This is a genomic window from Hyphomicrobium sp. (genome assembly GCF_035687085.1).
Lineage (GTDB): Bacteria > Pseudomonadota > Alphaproteobacteria > Rhizobiales > Hyphomicrobiaceae > Hyphomicrobium_B.
Genome location: NZ_DASRYS010000002.1, coordinates 471,411 through 488,602 on the forward strand (window position 1 = coordinate 471,411; position 17,192 = coordinate 488,602).

A 17,192-nucleotide genomic window follows, 5' to 3' on the forward strand; every position below is an offset into this window, starting at 1 on the left:
TTCAAGGAGTTGCTGATTTCGGGCACGGCGCATTGGCGGCCTGCCACGCATGGAGTTGTTTGACGAAGACGTCGTGCGGCGTTGCCACGGGCTTGCGATTGCCGCCCGGGTTCCACCCCCACATCACAAGCTTGTCACTTGCCATGTGCTCGACGAGCGCGGCGATGTCGCGTCCGCCATTTTTCGATTTATCCGTGAGGACGGCGCAGAGTTGCGCGTCGTCCAAGCCTTCCCACCCCATCGCGAGCGGCGCGAGGTGCCAGTTCGGCGCGCCGGGCACTCCGGAGTAGGCATTGTTCTCGCTACGGTGGCAGGCCGTGCAGCGCAGATTGACGAAACCGAGATCGTCCTCACCGCGGCTCACGTTCTGCAAATGGAAGTGACGGTCGTCGCCCTGGCGCGGACGGTCGCCCACCGGGTGACAGTTCATGCAGCGCGGATCCCGCAGGACCGTGGCGATGGGCTTGAAGAGTTCGTCAGCAGGCGCAGCGATTGCAGTGCGAACGACGCCGTGACCAGAGGTCAACGGTTGCGCCAAGAAACCAGCCGCTCCTGCGAAGGCTGCGGCGGCAATCGGAAGAAGTGCTTTGGTGAATGGTCGGCCGCGCATATCTCGATGCTCCCCGGCTTGCCGAAACGAAGACTTCTAGACCTTCCAGGCCTCAGATCGATTTTGCAGCTTCGTGAATGGCGGCGCGAATGCGCTGGTAGGTGGCGCAGCGGCAGACGTTTCCGTCCATGGCCTTATCGATATCGTCGTCGGTCGGCTTCGGGATCTGGCTCAGCAAGCCAATCGCGGACATGACCTGGCCGGGCTGACAGTATCCGCACTGTACAACGTCGAGCTTGATCCAGGCGGCCTGAACGGCCTGAGCGATGTTGTCGTGGGCGCCCTCGATCGTTGTCACTTCGCGGCCTTCGATGTCGCCGGCCTGGATCTGGCACGATCTCACCGCCTCGCCATCGAGGTGGACGGTGCAAGCCCCGCAGAGCGCCGCTCCGCAGCCGAACTTCGTGCCGGTGAGCTTCAGCTCATCTCGCAGCGTCCAGAGCAGCGGCGTCTCGGGATCGATATCAAGGGTAACTTTCTTGCCGTTGACCGTCGTTGAAATGGGCATGGATGTTTCTCGCGACAGAGAGGCTAAATTGCAGGGCGAGCCAACATCCTACAAACGTTTATGCTCACGACATAACGTTTTCTCGATATGGCGGGCGTGCGAAATTGTGGGGGCGATTTCCAACCCCACTCTGAAATCAAAAATCAGTGGCAATTGGCGAAGCCAGCAAAACGGGCATAAAATCCCATTTCGGGCGCCCGAGAAATTGCTCAATTCTCCAATGTGCTTTTGGAAATTTGATCGATCGTGCGGACGCCGGCGAGTGCCATGGTGACGTCAAGCTCTTTGGCGATGATCTCAATCGCTTTGGCGACGCCCGCTTCGCCTGCCGCGCACAGCCCGTAGAGATAGCTTCGCCCGATCATGCAGGACTTCGCGCCGAGTGCGAGCGCGCGGAATACGTCCTGTCCTGTGCGAATGCCGCTATCGAACATGATCTCGACATCGGAGCCGACCGCATCGGCGATTCGCGGCAGCATCGAAATCGAGGACGCGGCGCCATCGAGCTGCCGCCCGCCATGATTCGAGACGACGATGGCGCTGGCGCCCGTGCGCGCTGCGATGCGAGCATCATCGACGTCGAGAATGCCTTTGATGATGAGCTTTCTCGGCCATCTTTCGCGTATCCAGGCGACATCGTCCCACGACAGGGCCTGATCGAACTGGCTGCCGATCCAGTCTCTGTAAGACGCAAGATTTTCAGTGCCGGGAATTCTTCCGTGGACGTTCCCGAAGGTCTTCCTCTTTCCGGTGAGGACGTTTGCGACCCAAGAGGGTTTCGACAGAATTCGTCCCACCGTCTTCAAATGGATGCGCGGCGGCACGGTGAGACCACTGTGAACGTCACGATGGCGCTGCCCGAGCACCTGAAGGTCGACGGTCAGCACGAGTGCGGAGCAATGTGCTGCTCGTGCCCGCGCGATGAGATCGGCGATGAAGCCGCGGTCCTTCATGAAGTAGAGCTGAAACCAGAATGGCTTTGTGACTGCGGCAGCAACATCTTCGATCGAGCAGATCGACAGCGTACTCAGCGTATATGGGATGCCTGCTTTTTCGGCCGCGCGCGCAGCGGCGATTTCCCCGTCGCGATAGGCGAGGCCACTCATGCCGACAGGCGCGAGCGCAAATGGGAGCGCAGCAGGCACTCCAATAATGTTTTGGGTCAGATCACGATTGACGGCACCGGCCAGAACGCGCTGGCGAATATTGACGTTCGCAAGATCGCGCTCGTTGGCGCGCAGCGTCGTCTCCGAATATGAGCCAGACTCGTAATAGCCCATGACGTCGGCCGGCACGCGGCGGTGCGCCAATCGCCGGAGATCGTCGATACAGGCAACGGTGTCGAGTTTCACTTAAGATCGCCCGAAGAAACTCAGTTTCCGAACCGCCCTCAGGCGCCACGCCGAGCGCACGCCCTCACATGCTGCACAGCAAGCTCAAGCATCGGCTTCGGAAACGGAAATGGCTACTCCCGGGTGGACGGACTTCAGCAGACGCACATCGTCCAGAGCTTGCGCCCAGACGTTGCACGGTCCGGCCAGACGAATTTCGCCGCGCGTCTTGGAAAGCGGTGTCGGCCCAAAACCGATCGAGATTGCATCGCCGTCGGGCCAAAAGACGATGTCGCCCGCTTTGACGACGACGCGGGCGTCAGGCTCCGCCTCGGAGGTTACCGGCGCATCGAAGTAGATTTCTTCGCCCCACGTGCGGGCTGCGGATTCGATCGGCAAGGCCGCCCAAATGCGCTCCGCCGTTGGCGTGTCGAGCAATCTCGCTCGAATGGCGACAGCCCCGGCGCGGATGACGATTTTTCGCATGCCGTTTGATCCCGATCAGCTTCGCGACCGGGAGCGTAATGCGGTCGCCAAGGCGAAGTCTCTCATTGGGGCTCTCCGCCTTCAAGGGCTTCGAGTGTCCCAGCCCGAACAAAATGCCGGAACGGGATCTAAAGTTGCCCGAAATTCTCAGTCGAGCGGCATGCAGCCGTTGCTGCAGATGCGAAAAGATCCCGGGGCATGACGCTTATCCGCGCGCTGCACCGGGATCTCAGAACTTTTATCAGGGCGCCCGGCCGAAGACGAGCGACGTGTTGAGGCCGCCGAACGCGAGCGAGTTCGACATCGCGTACTTGAGTTCCATCGCGCGACCGACATTCGGGATGTAATCGAGATCGCATCCCTCGCCCGGCTCGTCGAGACCGATGGTCGGCGGGGCCCAGCTTTCGCGCATCGCCATGATGGTCGCAACGGCTTCGATACCGCCGCCGGCGCCGAGCGGATGACCGTGCATCGACTTCGTCGAGGAGATCGCGAGCTTGTAGGCGTGATCCTTGAAGACGTTCTTGATCGCCTTCGTCTCGTTGATGTCGTTGTCGGCGGTCGCCGTGCCGTGAGCGTTGAGATAGTCGATCTGGTCGGGTGTGATGCCGGCTTCCTGGATTGCTGTCAGCATCGCAACCGAAGGGCCTTCGACGGTCGGCTTGACCATGTCCTGACTGTCGGACGCCATGCCGTATCCGCACAACTCGGCGAGGATGGTGGCTCCGCGCGCCTGAGCGTGCTCAAGGCTTTCCAGAACGAGGATGCCTGCGCCATCGGCCAGAACCGTGCCGTTGCGCTTCTTGGCGAACGGGAAGCAGCCTTCCGGCGACAGGACGTGGAGTGCCTGCCAAGCCTTCATCGTGCCGTAGTTGATGACCGACTCCGATGCGCCGGCAATCGCCACGTCCGTCATGCCGTCGCGGATGTAGTCGCGGGCAATGCCGATCGCGTGCGTAGCCGTGGAGCAGGCCGAGCAGGTTGCGAACGTCGGCCCTTTGACGCCGAATTCGATGCCCACGTGCGCGGCGGCAGACGAACCAATGATGCGCAGCAGCGTCAGCGGATGCGTTGCGCGCTTGTTGTGGATGAAGAGGTCGCGATAGGCCGTCTCGTACGTGGTGAGGCCGCCCGCGCCAGAGCCGATGATGCATGCCGAGCGATACGGATCAGCCAAGGGCATTTCGAGCCCGGCCATTTTAATCGCTTCTTCAGCGGCTGCAGCGGCGAACCAGGAGTAGCGATCGGCCAGCGTGATGATGCGATCGCGTTTGAAATGTTTCAGGCGCTGCTTGGGATCGAAATCCTTGATTTGCGCAGCGATCAGAATCTTAAGATCGTCTAACGGGAATCCGGAGAGCGGGCTGACGCCGGATTTTCCGGCCTTCAGACTGGCCCAAAAATCAGGAACATTCTGCCCAATCGGGGTTACAACTCCGAGGCCCGTGACGACGACGCGGCGCCCCGGTTTACCATTCGACATACTCTATCTTTCTTGTCTGATGAACGCACAGAAGCCCCGATGGGGGCCTCCGGCGTTCATACCCGTTTTCGTCAGAAGACGCCGCAAGCGGTTAAGCTTTAGCGGCAGAAGCCTGCTTGGCAGCAATCAGCGACTTCACGCGATCCACGACCGAGCCAACAGTCTTGAAAGCTTCGACTTCCTCGTTGGCGTTGTATGGGATCTCAATCCCAAAGCCATCTTCGATGTCGAATACGATCATCGCAAGATCAAGGGACTCGATCTTGAGATCTGTAAGCTGGGTGTCGAGCGAGATGTCGTCGCGCGGCTCCTTCATATGCTTCTTGAGGATTTCGATAACCTTCGTCGCGACTTCGTCCATCGGCCTCTCCCACCCTCGCAATATCTGCGATGGGCCAGTTTTGCTTGGCATCTACCTAAGCCAAGACCATTTCATCAGCAAGCGGGGGGGTCACTTATCCTTAAACAACCGGCAAGTCTAGGTGCGGACCGTCGCGCTCTTTCACGGTCCACCCACGCGCCCACAAAGTTGTACTATCCCAGACGGGACAGGACCGATCCAACGCTAGCTTTCGGAACCCGGATTTGACTAATATTGTACGGCAAATGCAAGCGTTCGAAAGCTTCTGCGAAGTAAAATATATCCGGACATAATAACACTCAAACCTTCCCGGACACCATGAAACCCGAAGTACCCGAAACGGCGACAAATTCGACACCGTGGATCAAACATTATCCGCAAGGTGTCGACTGGCACATGCCGATCCCAAAGCGGACGGTGCCGGAGCTTCTGGATCGTGCTGTTAAATTCTTTCCGGAAAGACCCGCCATCAGCTTCCTGGGGCGGAGCACGACCTATTCGGAGCTTGGTACCGAGGTTAACCGGGTGGCGGCAGGGCTGCAATCGCTCGGAGTAAAGCGGGGAACGAAAGTCGGCCTCCTACTTCCAAATACCCCGACATTCATTGTCTATTATTTCGCAATACTCAAAGCGGGCGGTACGGTCGTCAATTTCAATCCCCTTTATACTCTCGAGGAGCTCGCCTTCCAGGTCCGGGACAGCGAGACGGAGATCATGGTGACACATGATCTCACCGTGCTGTTTTCGAAGGCTGAGGCATTGATGCTCGCTGGCGTGATCGCGCGCTCGATCATCGTGCCGTTCGCCAGCGTGTTGCCGCCGCTCAAATCTGTGCTCTTTCGCCTCTTCAAAAGGAAAGATGTCGCGGACGTCAAAGGCTCGCGCGCGAAGGCCCAAATCGTCGATGGTCTCGCGCTGGCGGCGACATCGGCTCCGATGACGCCAGTCGCGATCGACGCGGACGGAGACGTCGCGGTCCTGCAATACACGGGCGGCACGACGGGTACGCCCAAGGGCGCCATGCTGACCCATGCGAACCTCACCGCCAACACGGCGCAGATTGCCGCCTGGGGCGTCGATCTGAAGCCCGGCGAGGAGAGCATTCTGGGCGCGCTGCCCCTCTTCCACGTGTTTGCGATGACGGTCGTGATGAACATGGGCGTCGAGCTTGCGGCCCGGATCATTCTGCTGCCGCGGTTCCAGCTCGTCGAAGCCTTGAAGCTTCTGCACAAGGAGAGGCCGACCGTTCTGCCTGCCGTGCCCACGATCTTCACGGCGATGCTGAACTACCCGGAATTCAAATCCTACGACGTCTCGTCGCTGCGCTTCTGCGTGTCGGGCGGGGCGCCGCTGCCGCTCGAGGTCAAGCTCAAGTTCGAGGCCGTTTCAGGCTCCAAAGTCGTCGAGGGCTACGGGCTGTCTGAGGCCTCTCCGGTCCTCACCTGCAATCCGGTCCAAGGCGAACCCGTCGCCGGCTCCATCGGACCGCCGCTGCCGGGCACGATCATTTCGCTGCGCGACATCGATGATCCGTCGAAGGAAGTCGCTCAAGGCGAGCGCGGAGAACTTTGTGCCAAGGGTCCACAGATCATGAAGGGCTACTGGAACAAGCCAGCCGAGACGGAGAAGCAATTTGTCGACGGTTTCCTGCGGACCGGGGACGTCGCCATCATGGACGAGCATGGGTATTTCTCGATCGTCGACCGGATCAAGGACCTCATCATCTGCTCAGGCTACAACGTCTATCCAAGGCGGATCGAGGAAGCGATCTACACGCATGCCGCCGTCGAAGAGGTCACCGTCATCGGCATTCCGGACGCCTATCGCGGGGAAGCGCCCAAAGCGTTCATCAAGTTGAAAAGCGGGATGCCGGCGACCTCGGCAGACATTCTCAAGCATTTGGAGCCGAAGATTTCCAAGATCGAGATGCCGGCCGCGATCGAGTTTCGCGACAGCTTGCCCAAGACGATGATTGGCAAGCTTTCCAAGAAGGAGTTGGCGGCCGAGGAAGCCAAGCGCGCGAAGTCCGCATGAGCGTCAAGAGCACGGGCTCACTCTCCAAGGTTGCCGGATCCGGCTCCGATTCGCCTGCGGAGCCGGCGTACACGATTTCGGCGCTGGCCAAGGAATTCGGCGTCACAACGCGCGCCATTCGATTCTACGAGAGCCGCGGATTGATTTCGCCCGAGCGGGTCGGGACGGCGCGGCGGTATTCGAAGCGCGACAGGGCGCGGCTCATCCTGATCCTGCGCGGGCGCAACCTCGGCTTTTCGGTCGAGGACGTGAGCGACTATCTTTCGCTTTATGATTCCGATCCCGCGCAGCTGGCGCAAACGCGGCACCTGCTCGACAAGGTGACGGCGGCAATCGGCGATCTCGAGACAAAGCGAGACGACATCGCGCGGTCGCTCGACGAACTGAACGAGATCCGTGCGCGCTGTGAGGCGCATCTAAAGAAGAACGCCTGAGCTTCCGAGCGTTATCGCGTTCAGCGGTAGAGGTCGGCGCGCGTCGGCGGCAGCACCGGATTGCGCTTGGCGGACTTCGAGGTGAGCGTCTGGAAGAGCCGCAGCGTGCCGCGCGAGAACGCGAGGCTGACCCCCGCAAGATACGCGACCCAGATCCGGTATTTCTCCTCGCCGACGTAGGCGATGGCCTGCTCGCGATTGGCGGTCAGCCGTTCGCACCAGAGCTGACACGTGCGCGCGTAGTGCAGACGCCAGGCTTCAACGTCGTGCACCTCGAAGCCCGCCTGCTCCATGGCCGAGATCGAGTGGCCGATGTCGTCCAGCTCGCCGCCCGGGAAGATGTATTTCGCGATCGCCTTCTTTTCGGGACGCATGCGCGATTTCATCCAGCCGGTCTTCGGCTTGTGCGCGCGGCGCGAGATGGCGTGATTGAGGAACAGCCCGTCGTCGGAGAGCAGCGAGCGGACCTTGCGCATGTAAGCGGGGATGTTCTTCAGCCCGATGTGCTCGTACATGCCGATGGAGGCGATCTTGTCGTAAGTGCCGGTCAGCTTGGAGTAATCGTTCAATTCGAACGTGACGCGATCTTCGAGGCCGAGGCGCTTGGCCTTGGCGCGGGCGAACGCCAGCTGCTCTTCCGACAGCGTGACGCCGTGCGCTGTGACGCCGTAGTTCTTCGCGGCATGACACAGCAGTCCGCCCCAGCCGGCGCCGATGTCGAGCATGCGGTCGCCGGGCTTCAGGCGAAGTTTGCGGCAGATCATTTCGAGTTTGTCGTGCTGGGCCTGTTCAACGCCGTTCGACCAATCCGTGTAGTACGCGCACGAGTAGACCATCTCGGGATCGAGGAAGAGCGCGTAGAAATCGTTCGACAGGTCGTAGTGGAACTGGATGTAGGCCTTGTTGTCTTCGGTCTTGCGGTTCTTGCCGGTGATCTCGCCTGCGAAGCCGTGCGCGTCGCGCGTGTCTGAGGATTTGGCGAACAGGAACGGCGACAGCTTCAGCGCGAGCTTTGCGAACTCTGCCGGTTTCATCTTCACGGACTTGCGGCCGTCCTGGAGCCCCAAGCCGAAGTCGACGAGCGTGCCGCCCGAGAAGTCGATGCCCTTCTCGACGTACTGGCGGATGATCGAATCGAGCGACGGGCGGCGGAGGATCGCGCCGATGACGCCGGGATCGCGGATGGAAATTTCGAAATCGGATTTCGGCGCGCTGCCGAGCGGCAAGCGCGTGCCGTCCCACAGACGGACCCAGCCATCAACGTTGAGGCGGCCTGCGAGGTTACGGACCAGCGCGCGCGCCGCCTCGAGTTGCTTGTCGTCCTTCGCCCCCATTGCGCTTCCCCTGCTCCGTTGGACGCAAGGTCAATAGCGCAACGGGGCGCTTGAGTCTTCTGTCCGGCGCATTACGCCGCGGCGCGGGCCTCGATGGTTGTGGGCGCTTCCATGATCGCCGTCACGCCCATGCCGCCTGCCGTGCAGACGGAGATGAGGCCGCGGCCACCCTTCGTCGACAGGAGTTTGGCGAGATTGGCGACGATGCGGGCGCCCGTTGCCGCGAACGGATGGCCGAACGCCAGCGAGGAGCCTTTGACATTGAGTTTGCTGCGATCGATGGAGCCGAGCGGCTGATCCTTGCCCAGATGCGTCTTGCAGTACTCCGGATCTTCCCAAGCTTTCAGCGTGCACAGCACTTGGGCTGCGAAGGCTTCGTGCAGTTCGTAGAAGTCGAAGTCCTGCAGCGTGAGACCGGCGCGGTCGAGCATCTTCGAGACGGCGATGGTCGGCGCCATCAGGAGCCCGTCGCCGCCGACGAAATTATTGCCGATGTGCTGCCCGTAGGTCAGATACGCGAGCACGGGCAGATTGCGCGCCTTCGCCCACTCCTCGGATGCAAGCAGCACGGCGGCGGCGCCATCGGTGAGCGGCGTCGAGTTGCCGGCCGTCAGCGTGCCGCGCTCGGATTTCTCAAACGCGGGCTTCAGGGTGCTGAGCTTCTCCAGCGTGATGTCGGGGCGCAAGTTGTTGTCGCGATAAACGCCGGCGCAGGGAACGACGAGATCGTCCATGTAGCCTTCGTCGTAGGCAGCGGCGCCTTTCTTGTGGCTCTCGTAGGCGAGCAGGTCCTGATCGGCGCGCGGGATCTGCCATTCCTGCGCCATCAGCTCGCAGTGCTGACCCATCGAGAGCCCCGTGCGCGGCTCGGCGACGTTGGGCGGCTGCGGGGCAAGCTCGACGGGCGAGAGGCCCTTGAAGACCTTGATCTTGTCGAGCGCGGTCTTGCTCTGCTGGACGCCGATGAGCCGCTTGGAAAACTTCTTCGAGAAGACGATGGGCGCGTCCGACGTCGTGTCGGAGCCGACGGAGATGGCGCTGTCGATTTCGCCCGTTGCGATTTTCGCAGCGGACATGAGCGCCGATTGCAGCGAGGTTCCGCAGGCCTGGATGAGCGTGACGCCCGGCGTAGAGGGCGCAAGTTTCGTCGAGAGGACGGCCTCGCGCGCGAGATTGAAATCCTTCGAGTGCGTGACGACGGCGCCGCCCACGACTTCGTCGATGTGCTGGCCCTTGAGGCCGAACCGATCAACGACGCCGTTCAAGGCGGCCGCCATCATGTCGAGGTTCGTCAGGTCCGCGTAGAACGTATTCGAACGGCAGAACGGGATGCGGGCGCCACCGACAATCGCCACGCGCCGGAGTTCTCGTGTCATGTCATTCTCCCAAACTATTCGGCAGCTGCGGCGTGCGGAGACTGAGCGCCACCCGCGGCGCTCAAGCTTTTCTTGTAATGCAGCGGACCACCGCGGAATGGTGCGAAGCCGGTGCCGAAAATCATGCCGGCATCGACGAGATCGGCGGTTTCGACAACGCCATCGTCGAGCGACTTCTGCGCTTCGGCGATCATCGGATCGACGAGTTCGCGGCCCAAGCGTTCGATCTCGGCCTTGTCGAACTTCTGATCCGACTTCACGGGCTTGCCGTCTTTCCAGACGTAAAAGCCCTCGCCCGTCTTCTTGCCGAGACGGCCGGATGCGACGAGGCGATCGAGCCGCGAGCCTTCGCTCGATTGACCGAGAATTTTCGCGACGTGGGCGCAGATATCGAGACCGACATTGTCGGCAAGCTCAATGGGGCCCATCGGCATGCCGAACGCGCGCGCGGCTTCGTCGATCTTCTCCTTGTCCTCGCCCTCTTCCAGCCGCTTCATCGCAGCGAACATGTAAGGCGTCAGCACCTTGTTCACGAGGAAGCCCGGGACGTCCTTCGTGATGAGCGGGAACTTGTCGATGGCGGTGACGAACGCCGCGCCCTTCTTCACTTCGTCGTCACGCGTGTTGGCGCCGCGCACGACTTCGACGAGCGGCATCTGCGCGACGGGCGAGAAGAAGTGCAGGCCGATCAGGCGGCCCGGATCCTTCAGCGGCTGAGCGATGTCTTCAAGCTTCAGCGACGACGTGTTCGTTGCGAGCACGGCGCCGGGTTTGATCTTCGTTTCGAGGTCGGCGAAGAGCTTCTGCTTGATGTCGAGCCGTTCGACGATCGCCTCGATGATGACGTCGGCACGCGCGATGCCCTTGCCTTCGGGATCAGCGATGAGACGCGCCTTCGCGGCGTCGCGCGTTGCCTTCGTCTTGAACTTGCGGGCGAAGAGCTTGCCTTGCGCCTTGATGCCCTTCTCCAGCTGTTCGGCGGAGATGTCCTGCAGCGTCACTTCCATGCCGGCCGCAACGCAGACGCCGGCAATGTCGGCCCCCATCGTGCCAGCGCCGATGATGTGGGCGCGGCTCGGCCTCCATTTGAAGCCTTTGGGCGCTTGGCCCTTCAGAAGTTCGGTCAGGCGGAAGACGCGGCGCAAGTTGCGCGAGGTATCCGACACCATCAACGGCGCGAACGCGGTCGTCTCTTCGCGCTTCATGGTGGCGAGGTCGCCGCCGTATTTTTCGAACAAGTCGATTAGGCGGAAGGGTGCGGGATAGTGATCGGCGCGGACTTTCTTGGCCGTCTCCTGGCGCATCTTCTTGGCGAGCAGTGTGCGTGCGGGCCACTTCGTTAGCACCATCTTGGCGAGGCCCGCGGATTTCGAGCGGCGCTTCTGCAGCACGGCCTTGCGCGCGGCCCAATGCAGCTCGCCGGGGCTACCGACGAGTTGATCAATGAAGCCGAGCGCTTTCGCGACCGTGGCGCGGATCATGCTGCCGGTCAGCATGGTCTGCATCGCGGCCATGGGGCCGACCTGCTTGATCGAACGCGCGGTGCCGTTGAAGCCCGGGAAGATGCCGAGCTTCACTTCGGGGAAGCCGACGCGCGTTGAGTCATCGCGCGTGGCGATGCGGTAATGGCAGGCGAGGATCAGCTCGAGGCCGCCGCCGACGCAGACGCCGTGGATGGCGGCGACGACCGGGATGGGCAGCTTCTCGATCCGGTCGAGGAGGTCGTTGACCGGCTTCAGCGCGGCGATGACATCCTGCTCGGTCTGAAAGTGTTCGAACTCGCGGATGTCGGCGCCGACGATGTAGCCGCGCTCCTTGCCCGACATGATGACGAGGCCGCGCACCGTTTTGGCGCGGGCTGCGGTTTCGACGCGCTCGATGATTGCGCCCAGCTCTTCGATCGGCCGGCGGCCGAGAGAGTTGGCGCTTTCGCCTTCGCGGTCGAAGGTCGCCCAGGCAATGCCCTCGCCGTCGATCTTGAAGCGCCAGTCTCGCAACTGCGGTTCACTCGTCTGCACCGCTGTATCCATCATCACTCACCTCAACACTTCGAGACTTCGGTCCCGCTCATTCCGCTGCCAGGCTCTCGGGCCCGCGTACGTTGTGGCCGGGCGTCATATAATGCGGCTTCACCTCTACCGGGTCGAAGTGATCGACCGCGACGACGCGGGCGACGAGCCGTTCGACCTCGCGGAGCTGTTCGGCCTCCGCCGCGGTGATTACGCCTTTTTCTTGCGCGTCAGCAAACCAGTCGATGCCATGATAACGCCGGACGACGCCGTCGCGGATGGCTTTTTCGAGCTTCTTTTCGATCGCTTCGGCGAAGATCACTTTCTCCAGCGTCACTTCGAGAAGGCCGGTTGGATCATTGACGTCCTTGGAGACGAAAATGTGCCGCGTCAGGCGATCGCGAACTTCGCCCGGCTGCAGCGCGTGGCGCGCGACGCGGTGGCCGAGGGCGTCGGATGCGGGCCGGAAACGGCGGCCGAGCGGGAAGACGACGATGCGCATGAAGGGACGCGCGGCGCGAACGGGGAAGTTGTCAATGACGCCGGAGACGGCTTCCTGGAAGCGGTAGAGCGCGTTCTCAGCCGCGAGTTCGACGATCTCTTCATCGCCTTCGGGGCGGCCGTCGTCATCGTAGCGCTTCAGCGTGGCGGCGAGCATGTAGAGCTCGGACAGCGCGTCTGCCATGCGGCCGGTGATTTTCTGCTTCGTCTTCAGGCCGCCGCCGAGCAGCGCAACCGACAAGTCGGCGAGGAAAGCGAAGGAGCGGCTGGCGCGTCCGAGCTGGCGATACCAGTGCGACATGCGCAAGGCGCTCGCCGGTGCCGTGACGAAAGCGCCGCCCGTCAGGTTGTGAACGAAGCCGCCGGTCGCGTTCGAGAGCGAGAAGGCGATGTGATTGTTGAACGCGTTCTCGAAGGTATCGAGGCCGCGTTTCTTGTCGGGGTCTTGGGCTGCCTGCACTTCCTTGTAGAGGTAGGGATGCGAGCGGAGCGCGCCTTGCGCAAACGTGATGAGCGTGCGCGTCAGGATGTTGGCGCCTTCGACCGTGATGCCGACGGGGACCATCTGATACGCGGATTGCAGGTAGTTCGACGGGCCATCGCAGATGCCGCGGCCGCCGTGGATGTCCATCGCGTCGTTGACGGCGCGGCGCATTTTCTCGGTCGTCTGATACTTCATCAGCGCGGAGATGACGGACGGCTTCTCGCCGCGCGAGACCATCGACGCGGTCATCGCGCGGGCGGCTTCGTTCACGTAAGCCGCCTCGATCATGCGGACGAGCGGTTCTTCCACGCCTTCCATGCGCGAGACGGGCAGTCCGAACTGCTTACGGATGCGGCCGTAAGCGGAGGTGACGCGCAGCATCGCCTTGGCGCCGGCCGTGGCTGACGAGGGCAGCGAGATCGCGCGGCCCGCGGAAAGGCATTCCATCAGCATGCGCCAGCCGTTGCCGGCCATTGCCTGGCCGCCGATGACCCAATCGATCGGGATGAAAACGTCGTTGCCCCAGTTGGGGCCGTTCGGGAATGCGGAGCCCGAGGGCAGATGGCGGCGCCCGATGTTGACGCCGGGATGATCGGCCGGGATCAACGCCAGCGTGATGCCGATGTCCTCGCCTTTGCCGAGCAGGTTGTCCTTATCGAAGAGGCGGAACGCGAGGCCAACGAGCGTCGCCTTGGGTCCGAGCGTGATGTAGCGCTTGTCCCACGAGAGGCTGATGCCAAGCGTTTCGCGGCCCTGATACGTGCCGCGCGTCACGTAGCCGATATCGCGCATCGTTGCGGCGTCGGAGCCTGATGTGGGCCCGGTGAGCGAGAAGCAAGGCACCTCTTCGCCCTTGGCGAGACGCGGCAGGTAGTGATGTTTCTGCTCGTCCGTGCCGTACTTTTCGATCAGTTCGCCGGGGCCCAGCGAATTCGGCACCATGACGATGGTGACGACGTCGGGCGAGCGTGAGGCGATCTTGCCGAGGATGAGCGACTGAGCCTGCGCAGAAAATCCAAGGCCGCCGTGCTCCTTCGAAATGAGCATGCCGAGAAAGCCGTGCTTCTTCACGAAGTCCCAGATTTCTTCCGGCACCTCGTGCTGATCGTGACGGATCTGCCAATCGTTGATCATGCGGCAGAGGTCTTCGGTAGGGCCGTCGAGGAAGGCCTGCTCTTCGACTGAGAGTTCGATCGGCGGGATGGACTGCAGCTTGTCCCAGTCGGGCGTGCCGGAGAACAGTTCGGCGTCGAAGCCGACAGTGCCGGCTTCCAGCGCCTGGGCTTCGGTGTCGGATACGCGCGGCAGGATCTTGCGGATTTGCGCGAAGACCGGCGCGATGATGAGGCTGCGGCGCACCGACGGGATCGACAGCACAGCAAGTGCTGCGAACGGCAGCCACGCGATCCAACTGATCGGGCCGATGCTTCCGCCCGTCGCCAGCAACGTGAAGACGCCCACCGCTGCGGCCCAGCCCCAGAGCGGCGCCCGGAGCATGCCGAGCGCGAGGAAACCGATCACGGCCACCAGCAAAAGAACGACGGTTACCATTACGCTGTCTCCAAGAGGCTGCCGTCAGAAGCCGGCGGGTCCAATAGTTACCGTTGACCTATAGGTCAACTTAAGAAGCTCTTGCGCTGAGGTCCAGGGCTCGCGACCCGCGTCCAGATATCAGTTTTTCAAACTTGCAGATACACGCGCCGCGCCCCCGGCGTTGCCGGGCAAGCAGCATGTGCGAGCGGTCATCGGAGCCTTCCCCCTCACCTCAACCCAAATGCTGCGCGAGAAACCTTAAGGATTGCGGAAACTAGCGCTCTGCCTTCATCGGCGGTTCGCCGAAGAGATCCGTGACCATGGTCTGATACCAGTCGGTGCTCTCCTGGTTGTTCTGGCGGCGGATCTCGGCGCTGTCACCGGGCTGAGAGACGAAGGGCTCCTTCACTTCGAGATATGGCTTTCCATCCTTTGTTGCCGGCACGTAATCGCCGCCGATTTTAGCACTGTTTTCGGGGGCGAGCATTGACCAGCAGGTGTTTCTGTATTTTCCCGAAACGCGCGGTTTGCCTTCGAGGCTCGCGATAATATCGGCAGCGACGACGGCGGCCTGGCTGACGGCCGAGAACGCGGATTTCGGCATGTCGTTGGCGATTGCGGCGTCGCCCAGCACGTAGACGTCGTTCGCCTTCGTGGATGTGAAGTTTTCTGGATTGACGGGGCACCAGTCGCCCTCCGTCAGCCCGGCGCGGGCGGCGATTGCGGCGGCCTTCTGCGCGGGGATGATGTTGGCGAGCGCGGCGCGTTCGGTCCGGCCGGCTTTCGTCGTCACCACGCCCGTCTTCGCGTCGACCTTGATGACGTCGAAGTCGTCGATCTCGTTGGTCGAATTGATCTCGATGATGCCCTTGTAATATTCGTCGTAGGCTTCCTCGAAGACGGCCTGCTTCGAGTAGGTTTTCTTGGCGTCGAAGAGGACGAGCTTGGCCTTGGGCTTCCGGGTTTTCAGGAAGTGGGCGATCATGCAGGCGCGTTCGTAGGGGCCCGGCGGACAGCGATACGGGTTCGGCGGGGCCGACATGACGACGAGGCCGCCATCGGGCAGCGCGAGCAGCTTTTCCTTCAGCAGCCACGTTTGCTCGCCGCCCTGCCAGGCATGCGGCATGAGCTTGGCGGCTTCCGGCGAGTAGCCTTCGATGGTCTCGTATTTGAAGTCGATGCCGGGGGCGACGACGAGGCGGTCATACGGCAACGGCTGCGATGCGCGGGCGAGCGTCACGGTCTTCGCTGCCGTATCGATCGCGGTCGCGGTGTCGGTGACGACGTTGATGCCGCGCCGCTTCACGCCCGCGTAGTCGTGCGTGATGGATTTGAACGACCGGAAGCCGCCGAGATAAAGGTTCGAGCGGATGCAGGTCGTGTATTTTTCCTTCGGCTCAATGAGTGTGATGTCGAGGCCGGGGCTTGCCGTCTTCAAGCGGTTGGCGACCGCGGCGCCGCCCGGTCCGCCGCCGATGATGACGATCTTGGCGGGACCTGCGGCCAACGCCGGACGCGGCAAGCCCGATGCTGCGGCCAAGCTTGCGCCGGCCGTCAGCAGGGCGAATTCGCGGCGCGTGATCTTCGTCATTCCCCCGCCTTTCATGCCGGCGCGCGGCCGCGCCTCAATCATCACATCAAGCTGACGGCGTGGAGGGCTCATTTGCCACCTGCCGCCACGGCCTGCCAGGGACATAACCTGCCGGACAAGGTGGCGGTGCCGCAGCGCGGTATCCTATATAACACTGGATATTACGCTTCGAGGCCCCGCGTGCCAGACCCTATCGACATTACCATCCTGAGCCGCCGGACATTCCTGGCCTCGGCAGCCGCTGCGGCGGCGCTTCACCCCTATTTTGCGCGCGCGGAGGATGCGGGGCCGCATGCGCTCGCGCCCAGCCAGAAGTTCAAGGACGATTACGAGCGGCTCGTGGGTTCGGCGACGCCGATCGAAGGCAAGGTTACGGTCGATTTGCCGGAGACGGCCGAGAACGGCAATTTCGTGCCGATGACGATTGCCGCCGACAGCCCGATGACGGATGCCGACTACATCAAGGCGATCCACATTCTCTCGACGGAAAATCCTCACGCGCATGTCGCCACCTTCTTTCTCACGCCGGTGAACGCGGTGGCGCGCGTGCAGACGCGCATTCGGCTGGCGAAGACGCAGAACGTCGTCGTACTGGCGGAGCAGTCCGACGGACGGATGCTGATTTCAACGACGCTCGTCAAAGTGACGATCGGCGGCTGCGGGATCTGAGGAGCAAGCGTCATGGCAGCCAATCCGCGCATCAAACTTCCCGACACTGCCAAGCCCGGCGAGGTGATCGAGATCAAGACGCTCGTCACGCACGTGATGGAAACGGGCAATCGGCGCGACAAGACCGGCAAGCCGATCCCGCGCAACATCATTCATACGTTCGTCGCGAAGTTCGAGGGCAAGGAGGTCTTCCGCGCCGAACTTGGCCCCGGCATTTCCGCCAACCCGTATATTGCGTTCTGCATGCGCGTTCCCGGGCCCGGCGCATTCGAGGTGGCCTGGACGGACGATCAGGGCGTGACGACCACGGCAACGGCGCCGCTGAAGCTGGTGTGATTTTTTGATTGTGCCTGGCGACACGCGTTCGGCGCGCCGGCCGCCGGGCACGTGCGATCTGGGTGATGAGATGCATTCGGCTCAAAGTCGATGAATTGAGCAGAGACCGCAG

General features: G+C 62.2%; 15 protein-coding genes. 4 read left to right on the plus strand and 11 right to left on the minus strand.

Features of this window, described 5'->3' with window-relative positions:
- Position 1: 1 nt before the first annotated feature.
- The 6 genes from VFG26_RS02665 to VFG26_RS02690 all read right to left on the minus strand — a co-directional run bounded on the left by VFG26_RS02665 (position 2) and on the right by VFG26_RS02690 (position 4,779).
- Positions 2-610 (minus strand): hypothetical protein, encoded by a 609-nt coding sequence (locus VFG26_RS02665; RefSeq protein WP_325021924.1) that lies wholly within the window; start codon positions 608-610, stop codon positions 2-4.
- Positions 611-662: 52 nt separating this feature from the next.
- Positions 663-1,118 carry a (2Fe-2S)-binding protein gene (locus VFG26_RS02670; protein WP_325021926.1) on the minus strand — a complete coding sequence of 152 codons (456 nt, stop codon included), beginning with the start codon at positions 1,116-1,118 and terminating at the stop codon, positions 663-665.
- 209 nt (positions 1,119-1,327) lie between these two features.
- Positions 1,328-2,470, minus strand: a complete 1,143-nt coding sequence (locus VFG26_RS02675) for an alpha-hydroxy acid oxidase (RefSeq protein WP_325021928.1) — start codon at positions 2,468-2,470, stop codon at positions 1,328-1,330.
- 84 nt (positions 2,471-2,554) lie between these two features.
- Complete coding sequence (locus VFG26_RS02680) at positions 2,555-2,935, minus strand: cyclophilin-like fold protein (protein ID WP_325021930.1); 381 nt, start codon at positions 2,933-2,935, stop codon at positions 2,555-2,557.
- A 241-nt stretch (positions 2,936-3,176) separates the two neighbouring features.
- Complete coding sequence (locus VFG26_RS02685) at positions 3,177-4,418, minus strand: beta-ketoacyl-[acyl-carrier-protein] synthase family protein (RefSeq protein ID WP_325021932.1); 1,242 nt, start codon at positions 4,416-4,418, stop codon at positions 3,177-3,179.
- A gap of 91 nt (positions 4,419-4,509) precedes the next feature.
- Positions 4,510-4,779, minus strand: coding sequence for an acyl carrier protein (locus tag VFG26_RS02690; protein WP_045836129.1), 270 nt, complete (start codon positions 4,777-4,779; stop codon positions 4,510-4,512).
- Between the two features lie 318 nt (positions 4,780-5,097).
- Between VFG26_RS02690 and VFG26_RS02695 the strand changes: the two genes are divergently transcribed.
- On the plus strand, positions 5,098-6,813 hold the full coding sequence (locus VFG26_RS02695) for a long-chain fatty acid--CoA ligase (protein WP_325021936.1): 1,716 nt from the start codon (positions 5,098-5,100) through the stop codon (positions 6,811-6,813).
- Positions 6,810-7,247 (plus strand): MerR family DNA-binding transcriptional regulator, encoded by a 438-nt coding sequence (locus VFG26_RS02700; RefSeq protein ID WP_325021938.1) that lies wholly within the window; start codon positions 6,810-6,812, stop codon positions 7,245-7,247. The genes VFG26_RS02695 and VFG26_RS02700 overlap by 4 nt, the downstream gene beginning before the upstream one ends.
- Before the next feature lie 20 nt (positions 7,248-7,267).
- Here the strand turns inward: VFG26_RS02700 and VFG26_RS02705 are convergent, their stop codons facing one another.
- The 5 genes from VFG26_RS02705 to VFG26_RS02725 all read right to left on the minus strand — a co-directional run bounded on the left by VFG26_RS02705 (position 7,268) and on the right by VFG26_RS02725 (position 16,075).
- Entirely contained in the window at positions 7,268-8,581 is a 1,314-nt protein-coding gene (locus VFG26_RS02705; RefSeq protein WP_325021940.1) for a cyclopropane-fatty-acyl-phospholipid synthase family protein, read from the minus strand.
- 71 nt (positions 8,582-8,652) lie between these two features.
- On the minus strand, positions 8,653-9,957 hold the full coding sequence (locus tag VFG26_RS02710) for an acetyl-CoA C-acetyltransferase (RefSeq protein ID WP_325021941.1): 1,305 nt from the start codon (positions 9,955-9,957) through the stop codon (positions 8,653-8,655).
- A gap of 14 nt (positions 9,958-9,971) precedes the next feature.
- Complete coding sequence (locus VFG26_RS02715; RefSeq protein ID WP_325021943.1) at positions 9,972-11,990, minus strand: 3-hydroxyacyl-CoA dehydrogenase NAD-binding domain-containing protein; 2,019 nt, start codon at positions 11,988-11,990, stop codon at positions 9,972-9,974.
- 34 nt (positions 11,991-12,024) lie between these two features.
- Positions 12,025-14,502: an acyl-CoA dehydrogenase gene (locus VFG26_RS02720; RefSeq protein WP_325021945.1), complete on the minus strand. Its 2,478-nt coding sequence runs from the start codon at positions 14,500-14,502 to the stop codon at positions 12,025-12,027.
- A gap of 256 nt (positions 14,503-14,758) precedes the next feature.
- Positions 14,759-16,075, minus strand: coding sequence for an NAD(P)/FAD-dependent oxidoreductase (locus tag VFG26_RS02725; protein WP_325021947.1), 1,317 nt, complete (start codon positions 16,073-16,075; stop codon positions 14,759-14,761).
- Positions 16,076-16,255: 180 nt separating this feature from the next.
- Between VFG26_RS02725 and soxY the strand changes: the two genes are divergently transcribed.
- A complete protein-coding gene (gene soxY, locus VFG26_RS02730; protein WP_325021949.1) occupies positions 16,256-16,744 on the plus strand; it encodes a thiosulfate oxidation carrier protein SoxY in 489 nt (162 codons plus the stop codon).
- A gap of 12 nt (positions 16,745-16,756) precedes the next feature.
- Positions 16,757-17,080 (plus strand): thiosulfate oxidation carrier complex protein SoxZ, encoded by a 324-nt coding sequence (gene soxZ, locus VFG26_RS02735; RefSeq protein ID WP_325021951.1) that lies wholly within the window; start codon positions 16,757-16,759, stop codon positions 17,078-17,080.
- Positions 17,081-17,192 lie beyond the last annotated feature (112 nt).

Bases quoted from the DNA above. Each gene is read 5' to 3' on its own strand.
- VFG26_RS02665 (WP_325021924.1), bottom strand. From the start codon at position 610: ATGCGCGGCCGACCATTCACCAAAGCACTTCTTCCGATTGCCGCCGCA.
- VFG26_RS02670 (WP_325021926.1), bottom strand. From the start codon at position 1,118: ATGCCCATTTCAACGACGGTCAACGGCAAGAAAGTTACCCTTGATATC.
- VFG26_RS02680 (WP_325021930.1), bottom strand. From the start codon at position 2,935: ATGCGAAAAATCGTCATCCGCGCCGGGGCTGTCGCCATTCGAGCGAGA.
- VFG26_RS02685 (WP_325021932.1), bottom strand. From the start codon at position 4,418: ATGTCGAATGGTAAACCGGGGCGCCGCGTCGTCGTCACGGGCCTCGGA.
- VFG26_RS02690 (WP_045836129.1), bottom strand. From the start codon at position 4,779: ATGGACGAAGTCGCGACGAAGGTTATCGAAATCCTCAAGAAGCATATG.
- VFG26_RS02695 (WP_325021936.1), top strand. From the start codon at position 5,098: ATGAAACCCGAAGTACCCGAAACGGCGACAAATTCGACACCGTGGATC.
- VFG26_RS02700 (WP_325021938.1), top strand. From the start codon at position 6,810: ATGAGCGTCAAGAGCACGGGCTCACTCTCCAAGGTTGCCGGATCCGGC.
- VFG26_RS02705 (WP_325021940.1), bottom strand. From the start codon at position 8,581: ATGGGGGCGAAGGACGACAAGCAACTCGAGGCGGCGCGCGCGCTGGTC.
- VFG26_RS02710 (WP_325021941.1), bottom strand. From the start codon at position 9,957: ATGACACGAGAACTCCGGCGCGTGGCGATTGTCGGTGGCGCCCGCATC.
- VFG26_RS02715 (WP_325021943.1), bottom strand. From the start codon at position 11,990: ATGATGGATACAGCGGTGCAGACGAGTGAACCGCAGTTGCGAGACTGG.
- VFG26_RS02720 (WP_325021945.1), bottom strand. From the start codon at position 14,502: ATGGTAACCGTCGTTCTTTTGCTGGTGGCCGTGATCGGTTTCCTCGCG.
- VFG26_RS02725 (WP_325021947.1), bottom strand. From the start codon at position 16,075: ATGACGAAGATCACGCGCCGCGAATTCGCCCTGCTGACGGCCGGCGCA.
- soxZ (WP_325021951.1), top strand. From the start codon at position 16,757: ATGGCAGCCAATCCGCGCATCAAACTTCCCGACACTGCCAAGCCCGGC.